Source organism: Actinomycetota bacterium (assembly GCA_018333515.1).
In the GTDB taxonomy this organism is placed as follows: Bacteria; Actinomycetota; Aquicultoria; order Aquicultorales; family Aquicultoraceae; genus Aquicultor.
Window position 1 is genome coordinate 49,974 of sequence record JAGXSZ010000030.1, and the last position, 21,022, is coordinate 70,995.

The 21,022-nt window shown below is 54.2% G+C and carries 21 protein-coding genes; 11 read left to right on the top strand and 10 right to left on the bottom strand.

All coding sequences use genetic code 11. The features are described from left to right. Positions 1-203: 203 nt before the first annotated feature. The 3 genes from fetB to KGZ93_07370 all read right to left on the bottom strand — a co-directional run bounded on the left by fetB (position 204) and on the right by KGZ93_07370 (position 3,984). Entirely contained in the window at positions 204-980 is a 777-nt protein-coding gene (gene fetB / locus KGZ93_07360) for an iron export ABC transporter permease subunit FetB (protein MBS3909428.1), read from the bottom strand. Further along, positions 977-1,639: an ATP-binding cassette domain-containing protein gene (locus tag KGZ93_07365; GenBank protein MBS3909429.1), complete on the bottom strand. Its 663-nt coding sequence runs from the start codon at positions 1,637-1,639 to the stop codon at positions 977-979. Before KGZ93_07365 ends, fetB begins: the two co-directional genes overlap by 4 nt. Before the next feature lie 134 nt (positions 1,640-1,773). Continuing rightward, complete coding sequence (locus tag KGZ93_07370; protein MBS3909430.1) at positions 1,774-3,984, bottom strand: diguanylate cyclase; 2,211 nt, start codon at positions 3,982-3,984, stop codon at positions 1,774-1,776. A 394-nt stretch (positions 3,985-4,378) separates the two neighbouring features. On the opposite strand from KGZ93_07370, the gene KGZ93_07375 reads away from it, so the two are divergent. The 5 genes from KGZ93_07375 (at position 4,379) to KGZ93_07395 (ending at position 8,923) form a co-directional block, all read left to right on the top strand. Beyond that, the gene (locus KGZ93_07375) at positions 4,379-4,741 is read left to right on the top strand and encodes a hypothetical protein (GenBank protein ID MBS3909431.1); all 363 of its coding nucleotides are present in this window, start codon (positions 4,379-4,381) and stop codon (positions 4,739-4,741) included. Next, positions 4,741-5,334 (top strand): gluconate 2-dehydrogenase subunit 3 family protein, encoded by a 594-nt coding sequence (locus tag KGZ93_07380; protein ID MBS3909432.1) that lies wholly within the window; start codon positions 4,741-4,743, stop codon positions 5,332-5,334. Before KGZ93_07375 ends, KGZ93_07380 begins: the two co-directional genes overlap by 1 nt. Next, positions 5,321-6,868 carry a GMC family oxidoreductase gene (locus KGZ93_07385; GenBank protein MBS3909433.1) on the top strand — a complete coding sequence of 516 codons (1,548 nt, stop codon included), beginning with the start codon at positions 5,321-5,323 and terminating at the stop codon, positions 6,866-6,868. Before KGZ93_07380 ends, KGZ93_07385 begins: the two co-directional genes overlap by 14 nt. A gap of 114 nt (positions 6,869-6,982) precedes the next feature. Beyond that, on the top strand, positions 6,983-7,492 hold the full coding sequence (locus KGZ93_07390) for a hypothetical protein (protein ID MBS3909434.1): 510 nt from the start codon (positions 6,983-6,985) through the stop codon (positions 7,490-7,492). A gap of 3 nt (positions 7,493-7,495) precedes the next feature. Next, positions 7,496-8,923: an HD domain-containing protein gene (locus tag KGZ93_07395; protein ID MBS3909435.1), complete on the top strand. Its 1,428-nt coding sequence runs from the start codon at positions 7,496-7,498 to the stop codon at positions 8,921-8,923. Between the two features lie 143 nt (positions 8,924-9,066). On the opposite strand, the gene KGZ93_07400 is transcribed toward KGZ93_07395, so the two are convergent. Next, the gene (locus tag KGZ93_07400) at positions 9,067-9,621 is read right to left on the bottom strand and encodes a hypothetical protein (GenBank protein ID MBS3909436.1); all 555 of its coding nucleotides are present in this window, start codon (positions 9,619-9,621) and stop codon (positions 9,067-9,069) included. Between the two features lie 189 nt (positions 9,622-9,810). Between KGZ93_07400 and KGZ93_07405 the strand changes: the two genes are divergently transcribed. Continuing rightward, a complete protein-coding gene (locus KGZ93_07405) occupies positions 9,811-10,260 on the top strand; it encodes a rhodanese-like domain-containing protein (GenBank protein ID MBS3909437.1) in 450 nt (149 codons plus the stop codon). Between the two features lie 188 nt (positions 10,261-10,448). Here the strand turns inward: KGZ93_07405 and KGZ93_07410 are convergent, their stop codons facing one another. Both KGZ93_07410 and KGZ93_07415 read right to left on the bottom strand, forming a co-directional pair. Next, on the bottom strand, positions 10,449-11,348 hold the full coding sequence (locus tag KGZ93_07410; GenBank protein MBS3909438.1) for a 4-hydroxy-tetrahydrodipicolinate synthase: 900 nt from the start codon (positions 11,346-11,348) through the stop codon (positions 10,449-10,451). A 207-nt stretch (positions 11,349-11,555) separates the two neighbouring features. After that, complete coding sequence (locus tag KGZ93_07415) at positions 11,556-11,741, bottom strand: hypothetical protein (protein ID MBS3909439.1); 186 nt, start codon at positions 11,739-11,741, stop codon at positions 11,556-11,558. A gap of 175 nt (positions 11,742-11,916) precedes the next feature. Between KGZ93_07415 and KGZ93_07420 the strand changes: the two genes are divergently transcribed. Together KGZ93_07420 and KGZ93_07425 are read left to right on the top strand one after the other, a co-directional pair. After that, a complete protein-coding gene (locus KGZ93_07420) occupies positions 11,917-13,089 on the top strand; it encodes a flagellar hook-length control protein FliK (protein ID MBS3909440.1) in 1,173 nt (390 codons plus the stop codon). Further along, positions 13,089-13,385, top strand: a complete 297-nt coding sequence (locus KGZ93_07425) for an EscU/YscU/HrcU family type III secretion system export apparatus switch protein (GenBank protein MBS3909441.1) — start codon at positions 13,089-13,091, stop codon at positions 13,383-13,385. The genes KGZ93_07420 and KGZ93_07425 overlap by 1 nt, the downstream gene beginning before the upstream one ends. A gap of 15 nt (positions 13,386-13,400) precedes the next feature. Here the strand turns inward: KGZ93_07425 and KGZ93_07430 are convergent, their stop codons facing one another. The 4 genes from KGZ93_07430 to KGZ93_07445 form a co-directional block, all read right to left on the bottom strand. Next, positions 13,401-14,405 carry a carbohydrate kinase family protein gene (locus KGZ93_07430; GenBank protein ID MBS3909442.1) on the bottom strand — a complete coding sequence of 335 codons (1,005 nt, stop codon included), beginning with the start codon at positions 14,403-14,405 and terminating at the stop codon, positions 13,401-13,403. 134 nt (positions 14,406-14,539) lie between these two features. Further along, positions 14,540-16,360: a thioredoxin domain-containing protein gene (locus KGZ93_07435; GenBank protein ID MBS3909443.1), complete on the bottom strand. Its 1,821-nt coding sequence runs from the start codon at positions 16,358-16,360 to the stop codon at positions 14,540-14,542. An 86-nt stretch (positions 16,361-16,446) separates the two neighbouring features. Further along, entirely contained in the window at positions 16,447-17,442 is a 996-nt protein-coding gene (locus KGZ93_07440) for an NAD-dependent epimerase/dehydratase family protein (protein MBS3909444.1), read from the bottom strand. A 134-nt stretch (positions 17,443-17,576) separates the two neighbouring features. Then, positions 17,577-18,056 carry a hypothetical protein gene (locus KGZ93_07445; GenBank protein MBS3909445.1) on the bottom strand — a complete coding sequence of 160 codons (480 nt, stop codon included), beginning with the start codon at positions 18,054-18,056 and terminating at the stop codon, positions 17,577-17,579. 152 nt (positions 18,057-18,208) lie between these two features. On the opposite strand from KGZ93_07445, the gene KGZ93_07450 reads away from it, so the two are divergent. The 3 genes from KGZ93_07450 (at position 18,209) to hemW (ending at position 20,975) form a co-directional block, all read left to right on the top strand. Beyond that, the gene (locus KGZ93_07450) at positions 18,209-19,144 is read left to right on the top strand and encodes a 4Fe-4S binding protein (GenBank protein ID MBS3909446.1); all 936 of its coding nucleotides are present in this window, start codon (positions 18,209-18,211) and stop codon (positions 19,142-19,144) included. A gap of 411 nt (positions 19,145-19,555) precedes the next feature. After that, the gene (locus KGZ93_07455) at positions 19,556-19,762 is read left to right on the top strand and encodes a hypothetical protein (protein ID MBS3909447.1); all 207 of its coding nucleotides are present in this window, start codon (positions 19,556-19,558) and stop codon (positions 19,760-19,762) included. A 91-nt stretch (positions 19,763-19,853) separates the two neighbouring features. Next, a complete protein-coding gene (hemW, locus tag KGZ93_07460) occupies positions 19,854-20,975 on the top strand; it encodes a radical SAM family heme chaperone HemW (protein ID MBS3909448.1) in 1,122 nt (373 codons plus the stop codon). The last annotated feature ends 47 nt before the right edge of the window (positions 20,976-21,022 follow it).

The following is a 21,022-nucleotide window of genomic DNA, read 5'->3' on the forward strand; positions in this document are numbered from 1 at the left end:
CAAGCAACTTTTCATTGAATTTCCGGGATCCAATATGAGTTTAGTGATGCCAAACTGTTGATAATATGAGAATGAGACTCAGTCTCTTCTCAAGAAAAATTATAACCGTCTCTTTTCAAGATGTCAATAACTCTTGGAGTACATTTTTGGATGAGGCAAGACGCAGGTAGTTCAGATTACGGAGAAGCGATAGGCAAGTTGGTTTATCCGAGCAATATTTGCTCGGCCTTATTGAAGCACAGGCTTCGCGCAATAAACGCGACGATAATGCTGCCGATTGCGGTTGAGCCTACGAGCATCAACATAACTACAATCTGGTATTTTATCGACAAGATGGGGTCGACACCTGCCAGTATTTGCCCTGTCATCATTCCGGGCATAAACACAATGCCCACCGCCATCATCGAATTTGTCGATGGAATCATTCCCGCCTTAATCGCCTCCCTTGTAATCCGAGAGGTCGCTTCACGGTGATTTGCGCCGAGGCACAGGTAGAGTTCGACCTCATCGCGACTTTTTCGGATATCCGCGAATATCCGTTCGAGGGTGATGGCGATAGCGGTCATCGAGTTCCCAACGACCATGCCGCCGAGCGGAATGAAATACTGTGGTTTGTACCATGGCTCAACCTGCACGACGAAGGCGGTCACGACAATCGTGACGAACATGTAGCTTGTGAACATGGATAGAAACGTCGGTACAAAATAGGGGATACTTCGTTCTTTTACCCGGCTTCTTATGGTGAAGGCGGCGAAAACTATCATGCCTGTGAAGACAAATAAAATCAGGTAGAGGTTGTTGATCGCGAATATATATTTAAGGATGTAACCGATCATGAATAGCTGGGCGAAGGTGCGAATCGTACCCCAGAAGATATCCCGCTCTAAGTCGAGTTGGAGGCGTATGGACGCAAGTCCCGCAATAATTACAAAAATCAGGCTTATCAGCAGCTGCCCGTAGGTTATGTCTACAACACTCATCCCGCATGCTCCTCCAGGCCGTCTTGTTTAAGCGTATATCGCCGTGCTTGCATGTGCTTGGGCTTAAAATCCAGATGAGTGACCATGAGTATCGCCAAATTCTCTTCACCGGCCAGCCTCTCGACATACTCCTCGACGACTCGGCGCGAACCTTGGTCGAGAGCGGAGGTCGGTTCATCCAGCAGCAATGCCTTTGGTTCAAGTAGTAGCGCCCGTATAAAAGCGAGCCGCTGTCTTTGGCCGACCGAAAGGACCATGGCCTGGTCTGAGAGCGCGATATCGTTTAGTTTGAATTTACGGAGGAGGCCGATAAGGGTCTCATCGGTTGGCGGCTTAAGGCCTCTTAGTGACTCAAAGCCAAAGGGTAAGAGCAAGTTGTCCTTGACAGTGCCCTCGACCATGACCGGGGTCTGTTGTATGTAGCAGATTCGCCGTCGAAGTTCGACAATTTTATAATCGGTTAACGGCCGTCCGTCTAGGTCGATCCGTCCGCTCGTCGGGTCGTTAAGCCGGTTTAAAAGCCGCAGCAGACTGGATTTACCGCTACCCGAAGGCCCGCCTATGATTACCAGGTCGCCCGCGTCTACCTCCAGCGACACATTGCTAAATAACACACTAGCATTGAAGGTGAGCGAGATATCGATTAACTCAAGCAACATGATTTATTCCCGCTTATCGGTTATCGGTTATCGGCGGCGGCTCGCTTCAGGATTGGCGTTCCTGTTCTAGATTGTAATCCATCAGCGGTTGTTTGTCCCGCACTCCTTGTAAGATAAATGAGAAGGGTTTCATACTATAGGGCCCCTTCATCGAAAGCCTGTTCCAACGATTCCGTCAGATTCGAGCTGCGGCGCGCTATTATGTTTCTTACCGAATCATCGCGTTCGATGATTCGAACGAGGGCGTCGACCGCGATTTCATCGAGTTTGAATCCCCTGTCTTTCTTTAGCTCAACAAGGGCTTCCTCTATGCTGAGGGCTTTTCGGTAGGGGCGATCGGAGCACATCGCTTCGAAAGCATCCGCTACCGCGAGTATGCGCGCCTCCAGCGGTATGGCCTCCGCCTGCAGGCCATACGGATATCCCGAGCCATCGAGCCTTTCGTGATGGTACAGTATGGCCTTCAAGACCGGTTCGAGCTTCGTGCGCGTCAAAATTCGCTCGCCGAATATGGGGTGGAGCCTGATTTCCTGGAATTCCTCGTCGGTGAGCGCACCTTCTTTTTTTAGTATGTTATCGGGAATACCGATTTTTCCCACGTCATGGAGGAGGCCCGCGATACGCAAGTGCTCGATACGAGGGTGGGAAAGCGCAAGCTCATGGCCGATCAATGTGGCAAACGAGGCGACATGTTCAGAGTGACTATGTGTATACTGGTCTTTTGCGTCCACAGCGGCGGCAAGCGCGTGAAGCGTGTCGATATAGTACGCTTCTTCGATGAGCCATTTATCTTCTTCAGCTACCGGCCCATACAATTCCTCACCGTCATATATTAACGTCAGGTTTTTACCTTTGCGCTTGGCTTTATACATAGCCGTGTCGGCCGCCCCTATAAGGCTGTCTTTGTCTAGCGCATGGTCTGGGAATGTGGCTATACCTAAACTTATAGTTATTCTCCCGATATCTTCGAGTGTCTTCGAGTTGATGTCCAGGCGGAGTCGCTCGGCAACACTATAAGCGTCATTTGAAGGTGTTTCGGGAAGGATTATAGCGAATTCCTCGCCACCGATGCGACATGCTATATCGGTATCGCGGATAGATGCGCGCATCCGCTCCGCCAGCATCCGCAGCGCGTCATCGCCTTTTTTGTGACCGAAGGTGTCGTTGATCTTCTTGAAGTCGTCGATGTCGGTCACGATTATACTTAGAGGTCGACGGCATCGGTAAACCCGGTCTATCTCGCCGGCCAGGCCATCGTGGAAGTAGCGGTGGTTGAACAAGCCCGTCAGTCCATCGGTATATGCTTTTTCCTCCAATAGTAAGCGGTTGCGCTCTAGAGAATCGCTCATAATATTGAAACTTGTCGCAAGCTCGTCTATCTCTTTGATTCTCGTATAATCGATACGCTGTTTATAGTTGCCTTCGGCGATCATTCGGGCTCGTTTCGACATCAGCCTGAGCGATTTCGAGATGTTCGACGCTACCAGATATGATGCTATCAGCAATATTAGGAGTGTGCCGAAATTGACCGCAAGAACCGTTAGCGTGTTGCGCTTCTTCGCTTCGACATTGTCGCTTGTCGAGATAAGCGCATAGATATAGGCTTTGTTTCCGCCATCTGTTTCTATCTCGACCCTATCGAGGATGTAGTTAGACCCCTGTGCGATCATGCCGTCGGAAAAAGGACGGAAATGGTTCTCGTCGAAACTGTGTTTGAGTGTTGTGTCAACCGCGCGCGGCGATGACCCGGCAAGCAGGTTGCCGTATTCTATGACAATCTCGCCGCCGGTTTTTTCCTTTATTCGCGCCAGAAACGCCTGGTCGATTCGATTGCCGGCCACGATATATCCGATTACGCGCCCGTTTTCAAGCTTGACGGGGGCGACGGCGTTTATCCAGACGGTGTCCCTGTTGCGGACGAAGAGTGAGAACCGTTCGGCTCCGCTATCAATGCTGAACAACGTCCTATGCGCGTCCATCTCCGGTCCCACATGGGCGAGGTCGTTGCCGTTTTCGTCGACCGCTCTTATGCAATCGACGACAAAGATGCTTTTGGATAGCTGAAGCTCCTCTACGAGCAAGTGCTTATTCCGCCGTTCAATGCTTTCGCGTACGACCGAGCTGTTCGCGAGCACCGCGGTTTCAGGGACGAGGTGATGCTCCGCTCCGTGGAATTCCTCTTTGATGATATAGCGCGATCGCTCAATAGTTCGAATCGTGGTTGCGCGAGATTGCTCTTCTATTAGGCTCAGGGTCGAGAGTAAGGTCAACACCGTTCCTATTAGCGAGATGATGATTATGGGCAGGAGTATTTTTTTGCCGATGTCCAGGCTCTGATAATTCATCTTGTTGGATTGTAGTTATTATTGAAAAAACGCACGTAAACCTCGATTCACCGGCTGTATCTATCGAAATATTTCTAAGCGGCGGTCTAATTGACTATCGACCGGAAACGCCCTTCGGATTAGTTAAATGTCCAATGTCGGCGGCGAAATTAAGCCGGGGGCGGGCGGGGTTCAACATGGTATTTACGCGGTGGAAGTATGGCACATGCGGAATCCGGTGATTTTGCGCGCTCGTTGCGCCCGGATGGAGCGGCACTGAAGTGAAGCGCATCTAATCTCTTGTAGCTAGGTGATAGAAGTACGGGCGGCAGGGCATAATATATATGAGTCGTGAAGCCATCGTATGTTGTGGGGGTGAGAGCAGTTGTCCATCGGTGCGCCACTCGAGCTATGGGTGCTTATAATATCGATCGCCTTGCTCTCGTTGCTCTGGGGGCAAGTGTTGATAATGCATTATCGCGGGTCGTTCTACCATCTATTGATGTGGGAACCGGTCGTGTTGATACCGATAGTCGTCGTCGCGGGTTTGGTCGCTTTGGTCTTGCGCGGAATCGCGCTCGACGTCTTCGCTATATTGGCGGCCCTGACCTTTCTTGCCGGCTTGGCGGGGACTGTTCTTCACGTCAGGGGCGTTAGGCGTCGTGTCGGGGGATGGAATCTCGACAACATCATGGTCGGCCCGCCCGTCTTCTTTCCGCTATGTCTCAGTCTTATTAGCCTCGCGGGTATTGTCGCCGGCGTCTTTTGGAGGTATTAATGGAGGGCTATCCGGGCTATAAGGTCATCGACGGAGAAGATTCATGGGATTCCAAAACAAGGTTCGTCGTTGAGCGCAGGGTAGGCATTATCCCAAAGCCCTTGTTTTTTGACCCCGATGAGGTGAGGACGCTCGAGGCCGCCGCCGCGCGTCTGCTGCCCCAGTCGCGGAAGGAACCGATTCCGATAGTGCCGTTTGTCGATGAGAAATTGGCGAGAAACGTGACCGACGGCACACGATATGAGAATATGCCCCCTATGCGTGAATTCTGGAGGCTATTTGTCGCGACTCTCGACGAAGAAGCCCGGATCCGCCATGAAAAGCGCTTTGACGCGCTGGGGGAAGAAACTCAGGATACGGTGCTCGGTGCGATTCTGAAAGGCGAGACGCACTCGCTTTCCTGGCGGAAGATACCCGCTCGCCCGGCCTTTGAGCAAATCGTCTCGACGGTGGCCGCCATCTATTATGCGCACCCGAGCGCATGGAGTGAGATAGGGTGGGGCGGGCCAAAATATCCCGGGATATATGTAAGGGTGCGGTGCGGGCGCAAAGACCCCGAAGAGGCGGGCGAGGTCGGCCATGTCCGCGACTAACGCCGGGCATGTAGATGTTGTCATAGTGGGTGTGGGAGCTGCCGGCGCCGTGCTCGCGGCTAAGCTGGCGCGCGCCGGGCTATCGGTGGTCGCCCTGGAGGCGGGCGCGCACCGGGATTCGGAGGATTTCGCTAGCGACGAACTCTCAATGCTCTATGAACTCTTCTGGCTCGATGAGCGAATCAGTGGCGGCCGCGACCCTATCGAACTCGGATGGCCGAATTCGGGGCGCGGCGTCGGTGGCGGCACCGTTCACTTTGTCGGGTATGCCCTTCGCTTTCATGAAGACGACTTTCGAACGAAGACCGTCGATGGCGTTGGCGAAGACTGGCCTATCAGCTATCGGGACTTGGAGCCGTATTACGCTGAGGTCGAGCGGTTCAACCAGGTCTCCGGTCCAACCTTTTTTCCGTGGGGTCCATATCAGGGGCCCTTCCCTAAAAGAAGCCATGAGCAGTCTTGCATGCACGATACCTTCCGGCGCGGCTGTGCGCGAATCGGAGCGCGTTCAACCGCCGGGCCGATGTTTATCATAACGAGCCCCACAAAAGACCGTAAACCCTGCACATATCGGGGTTTCTGCAAGTTCGGATGCAAGCCGAAAGCTAAATCGAGCACCCTTGTCACCTATGTTCCCGAGGCCCTAAGGCATGGCGCGACAATTCTTCCAAACGCTATGGTCACAAGGGTAAATATCGGCAAAACGGGCAGAGTCGAGAGCGTGACCTATGTCCATAAGGGTAGGGAATTCGAGCAACAAGGCGATACCTTTATTCTCTCGGCGTATTCGGTAGAGACCGTGCGTTTGCTCTTACACTCGACATCGGCGAGCTTTCCCGATGGGCTTGCCAATTCTTCCGGTGTCGTCGGTAAATTCTTGATGGTTCACTCCGCCGACTTCGTTATCGGCAAGTACGATGCGATGATAAGGCAATACCGGGGTCCGCAAGGATTAGCTTTGACCCAGGAGTGGTACTCGCGAAAACCGAACGACGGCTTTGCGCGCGCCTACACGATCGAGACCGAGACTTTGCAGCCAATCGAGTTTTCGAAGGCGTTAATACGGGGGAAAGGCCTGTGGGGCCGGCGCCTTGTCGATGAGATGCGAGATTATAATCATTACGCGAGCTTCGGCATTGTCGGTGAGTGCCTGCCGAGCGAGAACAATACCGTAACCCTCTCGGACGAATTGGACGAATTCGGGATTCCAAGAGCTAAAGTGACCTATTCGTATCTCGACAACGACAAGAAGATAATCGAGCACTCTGTTCGCAAGTGCGAAGAGATACATGCCGCCGCGGGAGCGGTCGAGACCTTTCAATACCCGGGGTCGGCGCACTTACTCGGGACATGCAGGATGGGCGACGACCCCGGGACATCCGTCGTAGATAAATGGTGCCGCGCGCATGATGTAGAGAACCTTTATGTCTGTGACGGCAGCGTTTTCACTACCGGGGCCGGCGTCAATCCGACTCTTACGATAGAAGCGCTCGCCGCACGGACTGCCGATTATATAATTGAGACGAAAAAGTGACGGCGACACTTCTTACCCAAACTACCGCTCTCAGGGCAAAGCAATTAAAGGATTCCGCACGTAAAGCCGATAGCCTATGCAATACTAAGAGAATAACGTTGGGTGCATATGTATATGAAAACCGAGCGGCTCAAGACCATTGTATCGGCACCAAACTATGACATTATCGCAGTGTTTTGCGGCGCTATCGCAGTATTGGCGATTCTGAGTACGCTGTTTCTAAAAGAGAGCCCATACCTCAAAGTCTCTACTTCAGGTCTTCCTCTATTAGCGGTCATTTCCAACGTCGACATAATCGCATTGGGAATGGTCGCCATATCGATATTGTGGGTCTTCCTCTTATTTAAAACTATCTATAGCAAGGCCAAGAAAGAGGCATGCAGGCGAGAGAAAGAGCTAGAGGCGCTCAATGAAGTCGCGCTCGCCGTAGGCCGGTCGCTCGACCTTGACAAGGTACTCGATAATGCATTGAAGTCGGTCGTCAAGATAGGAAACTTCGATGTCGGCTTCGTCTATCTCTTAAATCAAGACAAGAATGTGCTGGAAATAGCGGCAGCTTATGGAGAAATCCCAAAGACGCTCGCCGCCAAGCTCTCGACGCTTCACCTCGGGCAAGAGGTCTGAGGTGTGGTCGTCAAAGAAGACCGGTCGGTCTATCTGGAGAACCTGGAAAATGACCCCGTCGGCTCCCAATCGGAAGTCGTTGTCGCGCTCGGTATTAAGTCTGTCGCCGGGACACCCCTTCGATATGAAGGAAAAGTCGTTGGAGCGCTTACCGTAGGCAAGACCTATGCGTCGAAGATTGCCGCTGAGGATATCGCGCTCATCGGCTACATGGCTAACCAGATCACAACCGCAACCGTAAAAGCTCAGCTCTACAAGCAAGAGCATGAAGCACGAGTACGCTTAGGCGCCCTTGAGAATATTGCGAAAACCGGGCTGAAAATCGTCGGTATCGATGACCTAATAGATCAAATCAAAGAACGGATCATCGAGTCTACCGGAATGAGTTGGGGCGCGATAATCCTTCTCAATAGCTGTGGCGGGTATCCTGTAGTCGAGCACGCGTCAAGCGGTTGCAATATGCTCAAAGGGCGTAACCTAGTAGAGGATTTCGGGCTTATCAACGAGATACTGGAGGTGGGCGAGACGCGCATCGTCAAGAAATCCGAGTTCGGCGGCGAAGAATACGGTTTCGTCGATAAGAAAATCAAGAGCATAGCAATGATACCCATTGCCTTGCAGCGGAATCGCGCTTGCATTATAGCATTGGGTAAAGATGATTGGATAACTTTTGAAGCGCACGAGATAGACTTCATCGAAGCTTTGGCCCACCGGGCTATGCTGGCAATCGAGAATTCACTCCTGTTTAGTAAGCTCGAGCGCTCTTATCTGGAAACCATCGAGTCGCTCGCAAAAGCGGTCGAAGCGAAAGATCAATATACGTGCGGGCACTCCGAAGAGGTCGCAGTAATCTCAAAGGCGATTGCGCTCGCGATGGGCATAGATGAAGCGCGGGCCGAGAAGGTTCATGCGGCAGGCTTACTCCATGACGTAGGCAAAATCGGCATATCGAGCAAGATTCTATATAAGGCAGCCTGTTTGAACTGCGATGAGTATGCCGAGATTAAACTCCACCCGTTGAAGGGATATCAAATATTGAAACCGCTCGCCGATTTCGAAGACCTCGCCAACATCGTCCTCCAGCACCACGAGCGCTATGACGGTTGTGGATACCCCTATGGCATAAGCGGTGAGGGTATTCTTATTCAAGCCAGAATACTAGCCGTGGCCGACGCGTACCAGGCGATGACTTCGGAAAGGCCGTATCGCGAGCCTCTACCCTGCGAACAGGCTATAGCCGAGATAAGAAAGGGGTCGGGCAGCCAGTTCGACCCGCTCGTCGCCGAAGTGTTTATCGCCCTCTTTGAAAGTGGCGAGCTTCCTCAGGCCCCCCAGAGAAGGGATACCTGTAGCGTCGAGATGTGCAAGAAAGCTTCGGATGAAGGACGCGATTGCGCGAGAAACGGTTGCACGGGCTTCGAAGTCGCTTGAGCATCACGGCGCCCCTGTTTGTACACTCCGAACCACACAGGAGCAACATTCCAAATATCGAAATTTTCGATATTTGTCGAGTCTCAGAGCATAAAAAAACCGGGCGCTCGTGCCCGGTTTTGATTGCGCGCGTTGATTCGCGGCTATTGAACCATTCCCGTGGTTGAGTCTTGAACCGTCCATTGTTCCTTGTCGTTCTTGACGAAGGTCCAGTTCGTTTTCCAGATACCGTTTTGCCCTAAATCTAGGTTGACACCCAAGACGGCTATATTTTTATCTATCTGCGGCTCCCCTATTGTATAGCTAACCATTCCGTAACCTTGCAGGCTCTGCTGTAAACTATTGACGTCGCTCTTCTGCTGCTTGCTCAGCGGCTGCATTGTAAATGCCGTCTGCCAGTCCGCCGCCTTCCAGGCCGCGTAGTATTTTTCGCAGTATTGCTTTAGGTCGGTGCCGTTAGGCACCACCGTCGCGGGTTCGCTTGAGCTGACCGCCTCGTTAGGTATGGGTGCCGGTGCCGGCGCCGGTGCGGCTTGCGGTTGCTGCGCTTGTCCTTGGTTTTGTTGGGTCGAGCTAAGTTGGCCTACCGGCCCGGGAAGTGTTGTCTCCGTGCTTGGCTTGAACAATATCGCATACGCGACCAGGCTTAGTAGAGCTAAGGCTATAATGGCTACCGGCAATATTCTTTTCATCTCCACAAAAAACTTCCTTTCACGAGAATCTAACATTTCTCTAACTGTTACTTTACCGCAAAACGCGCTATTTTTTCAAGCGGCAAAATAATAGAAGCGAAATCCGGAAGCTGTGGTATAATTCAAATCAGCATATTTGGCTACCTATACCCGGTAGGGCATATAACTAACCGATTGAACCAGGAGGTCGACGAGTTGTCCAGTTTGAGTAAGTATGTGGTTGTAGCTGCTATTCTCGTTTCGATGGCGTATATTGTCGGGTGTTCATCCGACCAGACCGTCGCGCCCGACCCAGGCGTATCGCGAAACCCAGGCGCGCCGCAAACACAACAGCGGGCCGCTTATCAAAATATCGATGCGGCAAAAGCGAAAGAGCTTATCGATTCGGACACGAATCTTCAAATCATCGATGTGCGCGAAGAGTATGAGTTCGCGGAGGGTTATATCACGGGCGCGAAGCTCATCCCCATCGGCCAATTTACTTCGAGGATGAACGAAATCGACAAGAACAAACCGGTTCTAGTCTATTGCGCGGTCGGTTCCAGGAGCGCGAGTGCCGCCGAAGTGCTGGCGCAGAGCGGCTATACGAACGTCTATAACTTTGGGGCGGGCATGGGCAGCTGGCCTTATGAAACACAGAGGTAGCCGCGAGGCGCAAAAATAACTTGGTGATAATATTTACATTCAATCGGGTTGCTGTATAATCAAGCTATCTGAAGATATCAATGCCGTAAAGGTGAGCTATAGCTCACCTTTACGGCGTCTAGGGTCGATATTTAATTAGATATATTCACGGGTATTCATCGACAATCATGCGATCTTTTTTTACTGCGTTAAATCTTCCCTAAATCCACCAGAGCGCGTCGCAGCACTTCCCGACCCTTGTCGGTCATGGGTACGAGCGGTAAGCGAACCGGGCCGGCCGGTTGGCCCATCCACGTGAGCGCTTGCTTGACCGGAGTCGGATTCGGTTCGACAAAGAGGGCGTTGACCACGTCGAGTGTCTGGTAGTGGATGTCGCGCGCTTTCTCGATCTCTCCGGCACCGACAAACTTTACCATTTGGTCGATCTCCCGGCCTATTACGTGTCCGACCGCGGCGACCGCACCGTGTCCGCCGAGACACAAGAGGGAGAAGGTCAAGGCGTCTTCGCCCGAGTAGACATGAAAGTTCTGTCGCAACGTGGCTTGCAGTATCTTCATGGTCTGCGTGATATCGCCGGAGGCGTCTTTCAGCCCGACGATGGTGTCGATTTCGGAGAGCTTGATGACCGTGTCCGGCTCGATATTTCGCGCGGTCCGCCCCGGTATGTTGTAAACGATTATCGGCAATTCGGTAGCTTTTGCGATTTCTTCAAAATGTCTCAGCATTCCTTCCTGGCTCGGCTTATTGTAGTATGGGCCGACCTGCAATGTCCCATCCGCGCCGAGTTCGGCGGCTGCTTTTGTCATATAGACGGCTTCGGCGGTCGAGTTCGAGCCGGTGCCGGCGATTACCGGAACCCGGCCGGCGACCGCATCGATGGTGATTTTGATTACCTCGAGGTGTTCTTCGTGTGTGAGCGTTGGCGACTCGCCGGTCGTGCCGCAGGGAATAAAAGCCGCGGCGGCTTGCTCTTTTAGCGTATATTCAATAAGGTCCCTGAGCCCTTTTTCGTCTATCTTGAAATCTTCGGTGAGGGGAGTGATTATCGGGAGAAGACATCCTTTTAAATCCCATTTCTTTTGGTTCATATCGATTCCTCCTGGCCTTATTTGTCATTCGATTTAATGGTTGAGCATAGAGCGACATCAATTGCTCTTAAATAAATCATTATACCTGTTTTATCCGGCCCATGCCGTCTTTTTATCGACTCGCACCGGGGATTTGCGGCTCGCTCTTGCGTATGGAATCTAAGGGACAATAGGGGAACGGAGAGGAGCGAGGAGGTTGGGAAACGGTTAAGGCCGTTTCTGTTCCAGATATCGCTCGATATCCTTTAAGCCGCGATCGGCCTGGCATTTTACTATTGCTTCGCTGATAATAGATTGCATTTTTTCGTGCGTGTAGACTATTTCGTGGAGCAGGTTTTTAATCTTATCTAGTTTTTGGTTTTGGGCATCCGCCCAGGCATCGTAGTCACTCATAGCAATATATTACCAGAAAATTCCAAAACGCGCTACCCAAACCGGGTTTTTTAGTCTTCGCTTGCGGGCGATAGCCATGCGTTTAGCTTATCTCGCACCGAGGGCGGGGCATCGGTTATAATGCGTTTAAGGCAAGCGAAAAGAGCCAGCAGGCATTAAGACGACAGGAGCGAAGATGCAGCCCGGCGGGATAAATGTTACCGGGGCAAATGCCCCGATATTCGTAAAAGCGCTCGCGGGAAATGCCGACTTAAGCATGTCTCTCAAGCAGGGGGATATTGTGCGGGCAAAGGTCTTGGCGTTCTCCCAGGGTAGCGCGGTCTTAAATATCGGCGGCATGAAAATTCCCATATCTACGCAGCTTGCGATGCGTGCGGGCGAGGCGCTGACGCTCATGGTCATGGAGCTAAAACCCGACCGGGTCGTGCTCAGAAGGCTCGATACCCCAGGCGAACAGGTCGCGGGTGTCAGATACACCAAGGAAGAACTGGCGACGCATCTTTTAAGGCAGACCGGACTAAAGGGAGGCGAGTTGGCCCGCGCGGTCGAAATTATCGTCGGCGAGAAGGTCGACACCGGGAGAGGCATCGACGACTTGCTGCGAAATATCTCGAGGTTCGAAGGCGAAGGCAAAGCCGGTACCGACTTGGAGCGCTTGCTGCGCTCGCTTCGAGCTGCGACGGCCCGCCCGGGGAGCGGCGAGACTATCGAAGCCGGGATAAAGGCGTTCGTCCGGGCAATCGACAGCGAAGCCGAACTTCTGCGATATCTCGACGGCGATGACGGTAGCTTGGACAACCTTAAAACCCATCTTCTCGAAGCGAGGGCGGCGCTCCAACTTGGCGTCGCCGCCGAGCGGGCTGAATTGTTTTCCGGGCTGCGCTCGTCAATCCAGAAGATGCTCGACCTGATCAATTCGACAAAAGCGTTAAACCTTCCGGTTGAGGCGCAGGCCAAAGAGGTCATCTATATACCGCTGCCGGTTCAGATAGGGGACGGGCTCGGAACGGCCGAAATCCGTATCGACCAGCGGCCCGCGGAGGGCGGGGGCGCTAGCGCCGGCTCCCGGTTTTCAATCGGGTTTTCGCTCGATATGCCGTCGCTCGGCAAGACGCGGGCACTGTTGGAGACAGCCGACAGTTATGTAAACTTCTCGATTTTTATCGAAAACATCGAAGCGCTTGTCGGCATCGACAGCCACCTGCAAGGGCTGAAGACATCGCTGGAGGCTCTTGGTTATGCGGTCGGGAGACTCTCGGCGGCAAGGCTCCCCGCAGAAGAGGCGATTAAGAGTCTGGTTGAGGAAAAGAAGAGCATCAAGCAAGCGGGAATCGACGTGAGGGCATAATGGCCAAGGGCGGGAAGAAGGAAGGGAAGAAAAAGGCGGTTGCGCTAGGCTATGAGGCCGACAAGGACAGCGCGCCTAAGGTTCTGGCTAGGGGCTCGGGACTCGTCGCCGACCGCATTACGGAGCTGGCTAAGGAAAAAGGGGTCACGCTCTATGAAGATGCCGCGCTCGTCGAAGCGTTGAGCGCCGTCGATATAGGTAGAGAAATCCCCGAAGAACTCTACAAAGTCGTCGCCGAAGTCCTGGCCTTTATTTACGCGCTCGATAACCACGCGGCGCGCGCCGCTCGCGGATAGCTTGGCGCCCCGGTTCTAAAGCGCGCTCTCACGCATCCTTCGCATTAGCTCGTCGCGCCCGAGCAGGCCGTCTTGCGCCCCGATGCTCCCGACTACCGAGGCCGCGTTTATTGCGGCCATATGCATGGCGGTTCGGATATCACGGCCCATGATTATCGCGGCCACAAAGGTCGAGCCGAACGAGTCACCCGCTCCGGTGGGGTCGACGACCGTTTCGCTCAACGCTTCCTGAAAATGGATAGCCCCGCCGTCGCTTGCGCAGCTGCCTTCGCCGCCGCAGGTCAAGACGACTATCCGCGGGCCGGTCTTCAAGAGTTCGGTTACGAGTGTGCGGTTGTCATCGTGCGCGAAGCCCGGGTCTCTCGTTCTTAATAGGTGGAACGCCTCGGAGTGATTGATAATCAGGATATCGAGCTTCTCAAGGATGGGCGACATATACTCGAAGCCCTGTTCGAGTTGGCCGAGGCCGGGGTTGTTCGCGACCTTGATAGAATTCTCTTTGGCGAAGGCGACAAGGCCGGAGAGAAGTTCGGGCGCTTGTCTGGAAATCGGGCTGACATACAGCCACGATGTGGCTTTGAGTTTAGTCCGGTCTTCGATTTTCAGGTTGCGATTCGCCCCTGAATAGAAGAGGACGGTGCGGTCGCCGACGCCTTCCGGCAGCAGGATGACGGAGGTTCCCGTTCGGAGCGACTCGTCTATCGTGACCAGGTGGGTGTCGGCTCCCTCGTCGGCCAGTTCGACAATGATTTGCTCGCCCATCTCGTCGCGGCCGACATTGAGATACGGGGCTACTTTGAGCCCGAGGCGCGCCAGAGAGGTCGCCGCGTTGCAGGCGCCGCCGCCGTCCGTAAAATGCGCCTGCTCTATAGATACCTTCGCTCCGACCGGAAAAGCGAGGAGCTGTCCCTCGAAGACGGAATCATCGGGTACGATTTTAGCGCGGCTCGTCAAAAAAAATATATCCCTGCTCGCGCTACCTATCGTAATCACGTCTTGCATCGTATCATCGCCCTTCATATAGTCTTCTTGGCCGCTGCTCAGTCGAGTGCGCTATGTGATGAGGCCTTAGCGCATGCTTTATTGAGAGGCTACCATCTATAGAAAGGCTACCATCTGAGCCGTCGTCTATCAAGGCGGGTGAGTGCTTCGCTCTATTTGCGGCGACCCGGTAGGTCTTCGAGTATGCCCTTGAGTTCATGCGGGGTCTCGACGGCGGGGAGACACATTCTGCCGATGCATGGGTAGATTACCGGGTGCTTCTCCGCCGGATACCCCAGAGCTTCGACGACCTCGTAATCGCTGATAGGGTCGAGGATCTTTATGGCTTTACCCGGCACATAGGTTCGAAACGCTTCGCGCAACAGTTCCTTGGCGCCCGGCTCCGAACCTGTCACGACAGCCGTCAAGACCACCGGTTGGGTTAAGAACTCGTCGACTGCCAGCACAAATAGAGCGAGCGCGGTAATCGGGGTAGACGAGCCAAGCTCAAGACTCGCGAGGGTTCTGCCGACCATCTCTTCGTACCTGGAGTCATCGCCGAGGTAGGACAATCGATAGAGTTGTCGGGCGAGCAACGCGTTTTCCTGCACGGGAGTGGTTTTGACGGCCAGCGCTCCGAGGTGCGGTTCGCCGCTGATATCAGAGCTGTCGGCGAAAGTGCCGTCGCTGTTTAAGAGGGTTTTCTCACAGATACCGGCGAGTGCCATAGCGCTGTCCAGGTACTTATGCGTACCTGTAACACTGTAAGCATCGAGCAGCGCCCCGATAGTGCCGGCTTGGCTCGATATGCGGCCGAAAAGGTGAGCTTCGCCATCGAAGTAATGGGCCATGCCGGCCTCGGCCGAATAGCAGGTCTCCATCAGGAAGTTCACGGAGCGCAGCGCGAAATCGCGATAGGCTTCGTCGCCGAGGACTTGATAAGCCTCCAGGTAAGCCGAGACCATCGCCGCATTCGTATCGACGTAGATGATTCGGTCGATGAATGGGAGTTTATGCTTGAGGCGTTCATCCGCGTCAAGCTTATAGAACGCCTCGCCGGCGTCCTGGCTGCCCGCGAAGCCGCCGTTTTTCTTGTCGGCGAAGTACGAATCGATGAAAGCGAGCGTCTTTTCGGCGACATCGCGGTACTTGATGTTGCCGGATACTTGATATCCGCGCAGGTAGTCGAGGATGAGCGCCGCGTTGTCTCCGAGCATCTTCTCGTAGTGCGGCTCGCTCCAATCACTCTCGGTTGAGTACCTGAAGAAACCGCCCCACTCCTGGTCGAAGAGGCCGCCATCGGCCATCCCGTTGAGTGTCCGCGACGCCATCTCCAGCCAATCGGTGTTGTTTTCAAGGTAGGCGCGTCGAAGGAGCAGCTCTGTTACGGGTGAGTTGGGGAACTTGGGCTTGTCTGAGAAGCCGCCATGCTTCGCATCGAAGGTGCGCTGTAGCATATCCAGAGCGTCGCTTACCAGGCTCTCATCGAGGTTAAAATGCGCGGCCTCCTTCATCGACGCGGCCTGAAGAATCTGCTTGCGCTGTTCTTCGGCCGCCTCTTCCAGGCGGTCGCGGTGTTCAGCGTAGTAGTCGGCGACTTTTTCGAGGAGCGATATGAGTTCATGCGGCGGGACATATGTTCCCCCGCTCATCGTCTCGCCGTTGGTTGTCAAAATCGCGGTAGTCGGCCAGCCCCCCATGATGTAGCGCTCCTGAATATCGGGTCGTTTGTCGGCGTCGACTCTGACCGGGACGTAGCGCTCATTGATTATCGATATAATCTGCTCGTCGGAGTAGGAGGTCTCATCCATCACGTGACACCAGTGGCACCAGACCGCCGACAGCGACAGCAGGATGGGTTTCTTCTCGCTCGCGGCGCGCTCGAAGACCTCCGGCCCCCAGCTCAACCAGTCGATGGTGTGGGCCTTATTCGGATTGGGCGAGAAGCGAAATTCCGGCGTTGTGCTCTCGGGTTGCGGCTTTGGAGAACTCATAAAATTCGACCCTTTCTTTAAATAATAATCTGCCGGTCTTTCTGCGCACCGCAGCCTATCTTTGGCATCCTTTATTTATAACCATTCTAGCCGGCCTTTGAACGCTCGTCCTCGGGATGTGTGTCGACGCAGGTCGGCAGTCCGGCATATATGGTCGGATACTTTGGCTTAAAGCCCAGCTCGTCGCGTGTTTTAGTAGTGTCCGCCGCAAAGTCGGAGAGGCTAAAATTCAAGACATCGCGGTTGATGATCGGAGCCGTTTTGCTTATCGCGGCCCACGCCGTCGCCAGCGATGCGAAGCCCTTGAACAACCAAACCGGGGCGCTGCCCGGTCGCGGCACTCCCAGAAGGTCGGCCAGCTCATAGACGAAATCCTTAAAGCGCACGGGCTTGTCGTCCGCGACGTTATAGACCCGGCCCGAGGCGCGCTCGTTCGAGAGCGCCAGGAGCATCCCTTGAACGACATCATCGACGTGGGCGAAGTGGGCGAGGTTATTGCCCGACCCCGGGATGCGATAAAGCCCGGCTTGCATAAACTTCTTGAGCGTTGTTATCAGCCGAATATCGGGGCCGTACACCGTCCCGAGCCGCAATATGGTGGCCGAAAGCTTACCTTGTTCGTTCAAGACGCGCAGGTGTTGCTCGCAGAGCCTTTTGTAGAGGGCGTGAAAGCTGGTAGTCGCCATTTTAGCCGACTCGATATCCATCGGGGGAGACGGAGTCGTATGCGGGCCTAGAACCAAAGGAAAGCTGGGGAAGATAAAGCGCTTGACGCCCTTGTCGATACACTCGTTGGCGATATTGACGGTCCCCTCGTAGTTGATTATGCGCAGTGTCTTCTCGGCGTTTACGACGAAGAAGGCCGCGGCGAGGTGAAAGGCGGCATCCATGCTGTAAGCGGCCCCGTTGAGTGTTCGCGGGTCGGTGATGTCGCCGACAAATATCTCGACCCCGTTTCTTCGCGCCCGGTCGGCTTCTCTTAGGTCTTTTACGAGCGCCCTAACGGTGTGTCCTTGCTTGAGAAGCGCCGGAACAAGGTGCGAGCCGATGTCTCCGGCCGCGCCGGTCACAAGTATTTTCAAAGTATTCTCCCCGATTGCTGTCGCTATGTTATCTGCTCTTAAGATACCCAAAAAGTGACGCGCCGGAACAGATGAGTGTGAGAATTGCCATGGGTGTCGGTGGATGTGGGCAGTTGATATCTTAGAGGGGGTGATTATATTCCTTCGCCGATAAAGGATTTTGTGTCGACGGCCTGCGCTCTCATGGCGAGACCCTTGTTTTTTGCACTAAAGACCAGCCATGTTGCGCTCGACCAGGAGACAAGCATGACGGTTAAGTGGAAGACAAGCTCGCGTGAGGAGATGCCGATGGTGCTGCCCCGGAGCGTGAGCTGCGCGGAGGTCGCGCCGTGCAGGAAGAAGAGATACATCGCCGCCGGGAATACATTGAGCAACCCCTGGAGGGTAGCCGTAAACGCGGAGAGGCTTCGCGCCAACTCCTTGCCTTTGAGGTTGGTATCCACCGAGAGCAGGGCGAAGATGAAGAGGAGCGAGGCGATGAATGCCTGGTACTTGGACCAGAGCCACAGCTCTTCGAGCTTGATACCGGCGAAGAGGTACAGTGGTGATTCGGGATAATAGAGAAGAGCGATTGCGAGGCCGAGAAATGCGTTGGCCAGTATTATAAATCCCATAAACCGGTAGACCTCCTGAAAAGCGCTGTATGCTTGGTATTTCGACAGAAAAGAGGGCCCGGTTTAGGGCTTTTCGCATCAATATTCGCTTACGGCCGCTGTCAAAGGCACAATCAGGAATGTTCGTGTCCGAGCTGGTATAATATCATATTATGAATAATTCTAAACGAAGGACGGGCCGGCTTCGGGGTGCCGTAGGTCTGGGACCGGCGTTTCTAGCGGGGGCACTTATTGCGGGGGCATCGTGGTTGAAACGCAAAGAGAGCACGAAAGCGCTGGCGAGGTTTCATGGTGCGCGTTTACACGACCTTCTCCACAGCTATTTCTATTTCAGGTGGAACGCAACCTATCTCAAGCCCGTTAAATATATCCTTGAGCATCCCGAGAAATTTCCCAAGCGCATTTATATGGGCGCGGGCAGAAGGCTCATGCAGACACACCATTCAAAGGTCGTAAGCACCGGCACCGCCAGGCGACTGGTCGGCATAGAAGAGCCGGTTCGTATGAGCAACTCCGAGCAGGTGTTGCCTTTCGAGAGAGCGCGCGACATCATCCTCGAGAACCCGGGATGTATCGCGGTCACCGGGTGCGCCTGCCGCAAAATCGCCGATGACCCGTGCGGCCCGCTCGATGTCTGTCTCGTCCTTGGGGAGCCGTTTGTAAGTTTTGTCGTCGAGCACCAAAAGGACGGCGCGAGAAGGATAGATTCGGGTGAGGCGCTCGCCATCCTAGAGCGCGAGCATGAGCGCGGACGTGTCCACACGGCCTGGTTTAAAGACGCCGCCGGGGATCGGCTGTACTCTATCTGCAATTGCTGTTCGTGCTGCTGCCTGGGCATCCACGCGCTCTCGCACGGCTTTGATGTCGTCGCGTCATCCGGCTATGTCGCGCAGGTGGACGACGCTGAATGCGTACTTTGCGAGGAGTGCCTGGACGCCTGCCACTTCGGCGCGCTAAGCGTGACGGACGCGGTCGAAATCGATACGGATAAGTGCATGGGCTGCGGCGTATGCGTCAGCGAATGCCCCGAAGACGCGATAACTCTGTACGAAGACACCGCCAAAGCGCATCCCTTACTTCTCCTATAGTAGCGACTACGTTTGTTAGGCATAAATTCAAAGAATGGGCCAAGGCGAACAAATCGAGATTTGACGACCTTCGCGCCATGGTAGAGCAAGCGCAATACTAGAATCAGCCACCTGCCGGCCGTTTCCCCATGGGTACTTGCCCGAAGGGTAGAGGTCGCTCGCTCTGTTTGTTTAGGAGCGCGCGGTTTAGGGAATAAACAAAAAAGTAAGAACTAGGCCAGATTCTTGCTCGTATATCGACGGTACAGCAAGAATTCTATACCCCGGCCTCAGTCCAGTGTGAGTTGCATGCGAAAAAAAGCAAAGACCAAGAAGACCTACGAGGAATTGCTGGGTGGGCGATGGTCAGCCGCGCTCTACGTCGGCGACCAGCGCTTTGTGCCGGTTAGGCAGGAATGAGATGGAGGATGTATGATTACGATATCTAATTCCCAAGAACCCGATGAACTCAACGGCGATAAGGGTTCCGCTCTGCGTATGCGGATTCAAGCAGCGCCGGCCTTTATCGGCAAGAAGATAAAGGAGAAAAAGCCTAGCTTCAAGTCGACAAGCGGGAAAATCAAAGTAGCGGTTGGCGCCGGTTTTACGGCACATCGAAAGCCCAGGGGTCTGCGATAGGCGTATCGCGAGCATGATGCGGTTACTACTGGATACCTCGGCGCAAATCTGAGATAATTCTCGCAAACACAAAGATAGAGGTTTTGCTTTCATGCCCGCGGTCTATGTTCACATCCCTTTTTGCAAGCAGAAGTGCGTTTACTGCGATTTCAATTCGTACCCCGGGCTCGATGCGGTCCACGGGGCATATATCGATGCGCTTGTTTCGGAGATAAGCGCCGGGGCCGCGCGCTTTAACCGCGCCTCGACCAGCACCATCTATATAGGCGGCGGCACGCCGATGCTACTCGGGCCGGAACAGATAGGACGCGTGCTCAGTGCGATACAAGCGAACTTCACGGTCGTTTCCGACGCCGAAATATCGATCGAAGCCAACCCTGAAACCATAACCCACGAAAAACTCGCGGCTTTGCGTGACGCCGGGATAAACAGGCTGAGCATGGGTTTCCAGTCGCTCGACGACGATTTGCTGGAGCTTTTAGGGCGCAAGCACACGGCCGCGCAGGCGGTCGACGCCTTCAGGGTGGCGCGCGGCGCCGGTTTTGAGAACATCGGCATCGACCTCATCTTCGGGATACCGGGCCAGTCGCTCGCCAATTGGGCGCTCACGCTGGAGCAGGCCATCGCGCTCGACCCCGAGCATCTCTCGTGCTATGGTTTGACCATCGAGTCTGGGACAGCGCTGGAGCGGTCAATCGACGCGTCGGTAGTCGCAAGCCCCGACGAGGACCTCCAGGCGGACATGCTCCTTTACACGATGGACTCGCTCTACGAGTCGGGCTACGAACATTACGAGATATCCAATTACGCGAAACCGGGCTTTGCGTGCAAGCACAACCTTACCTATTGGGACGGTGGCGACTACCTGGGGTTCGGGGCCGGAGCGCACTCGAAGGCCGGGCGCACCAGGTTTAGCAATGTCGCGGAGCCGGTGAAATATATGGAGAGCGCGGGGAGCGACGCGCGTATCGCCGAATCGGTTGAGCAGTCGGTCGCGGACGAGATGAGCGAAGCGATCTTTCTCGGGTTGCGCAAGATGGACGGCGTTAACCCGGAAGAATTTCACGCGCGCTTCGACCAAGCTATCGATAGCGTCTTCGGCGAGGAGATAGAAGACCTGGTGGGACTAGGACTTCTGGCTCGAAACACGAACCTGCGTCTGACCCCGAGAGGCATTCTGCTGGGAAATGAAGTCTTTTCCAGGTTTGTGTAACGCTCTTCAACCCGACCGGTCTTGCGACAGTTGACTTTTCCTGCGGT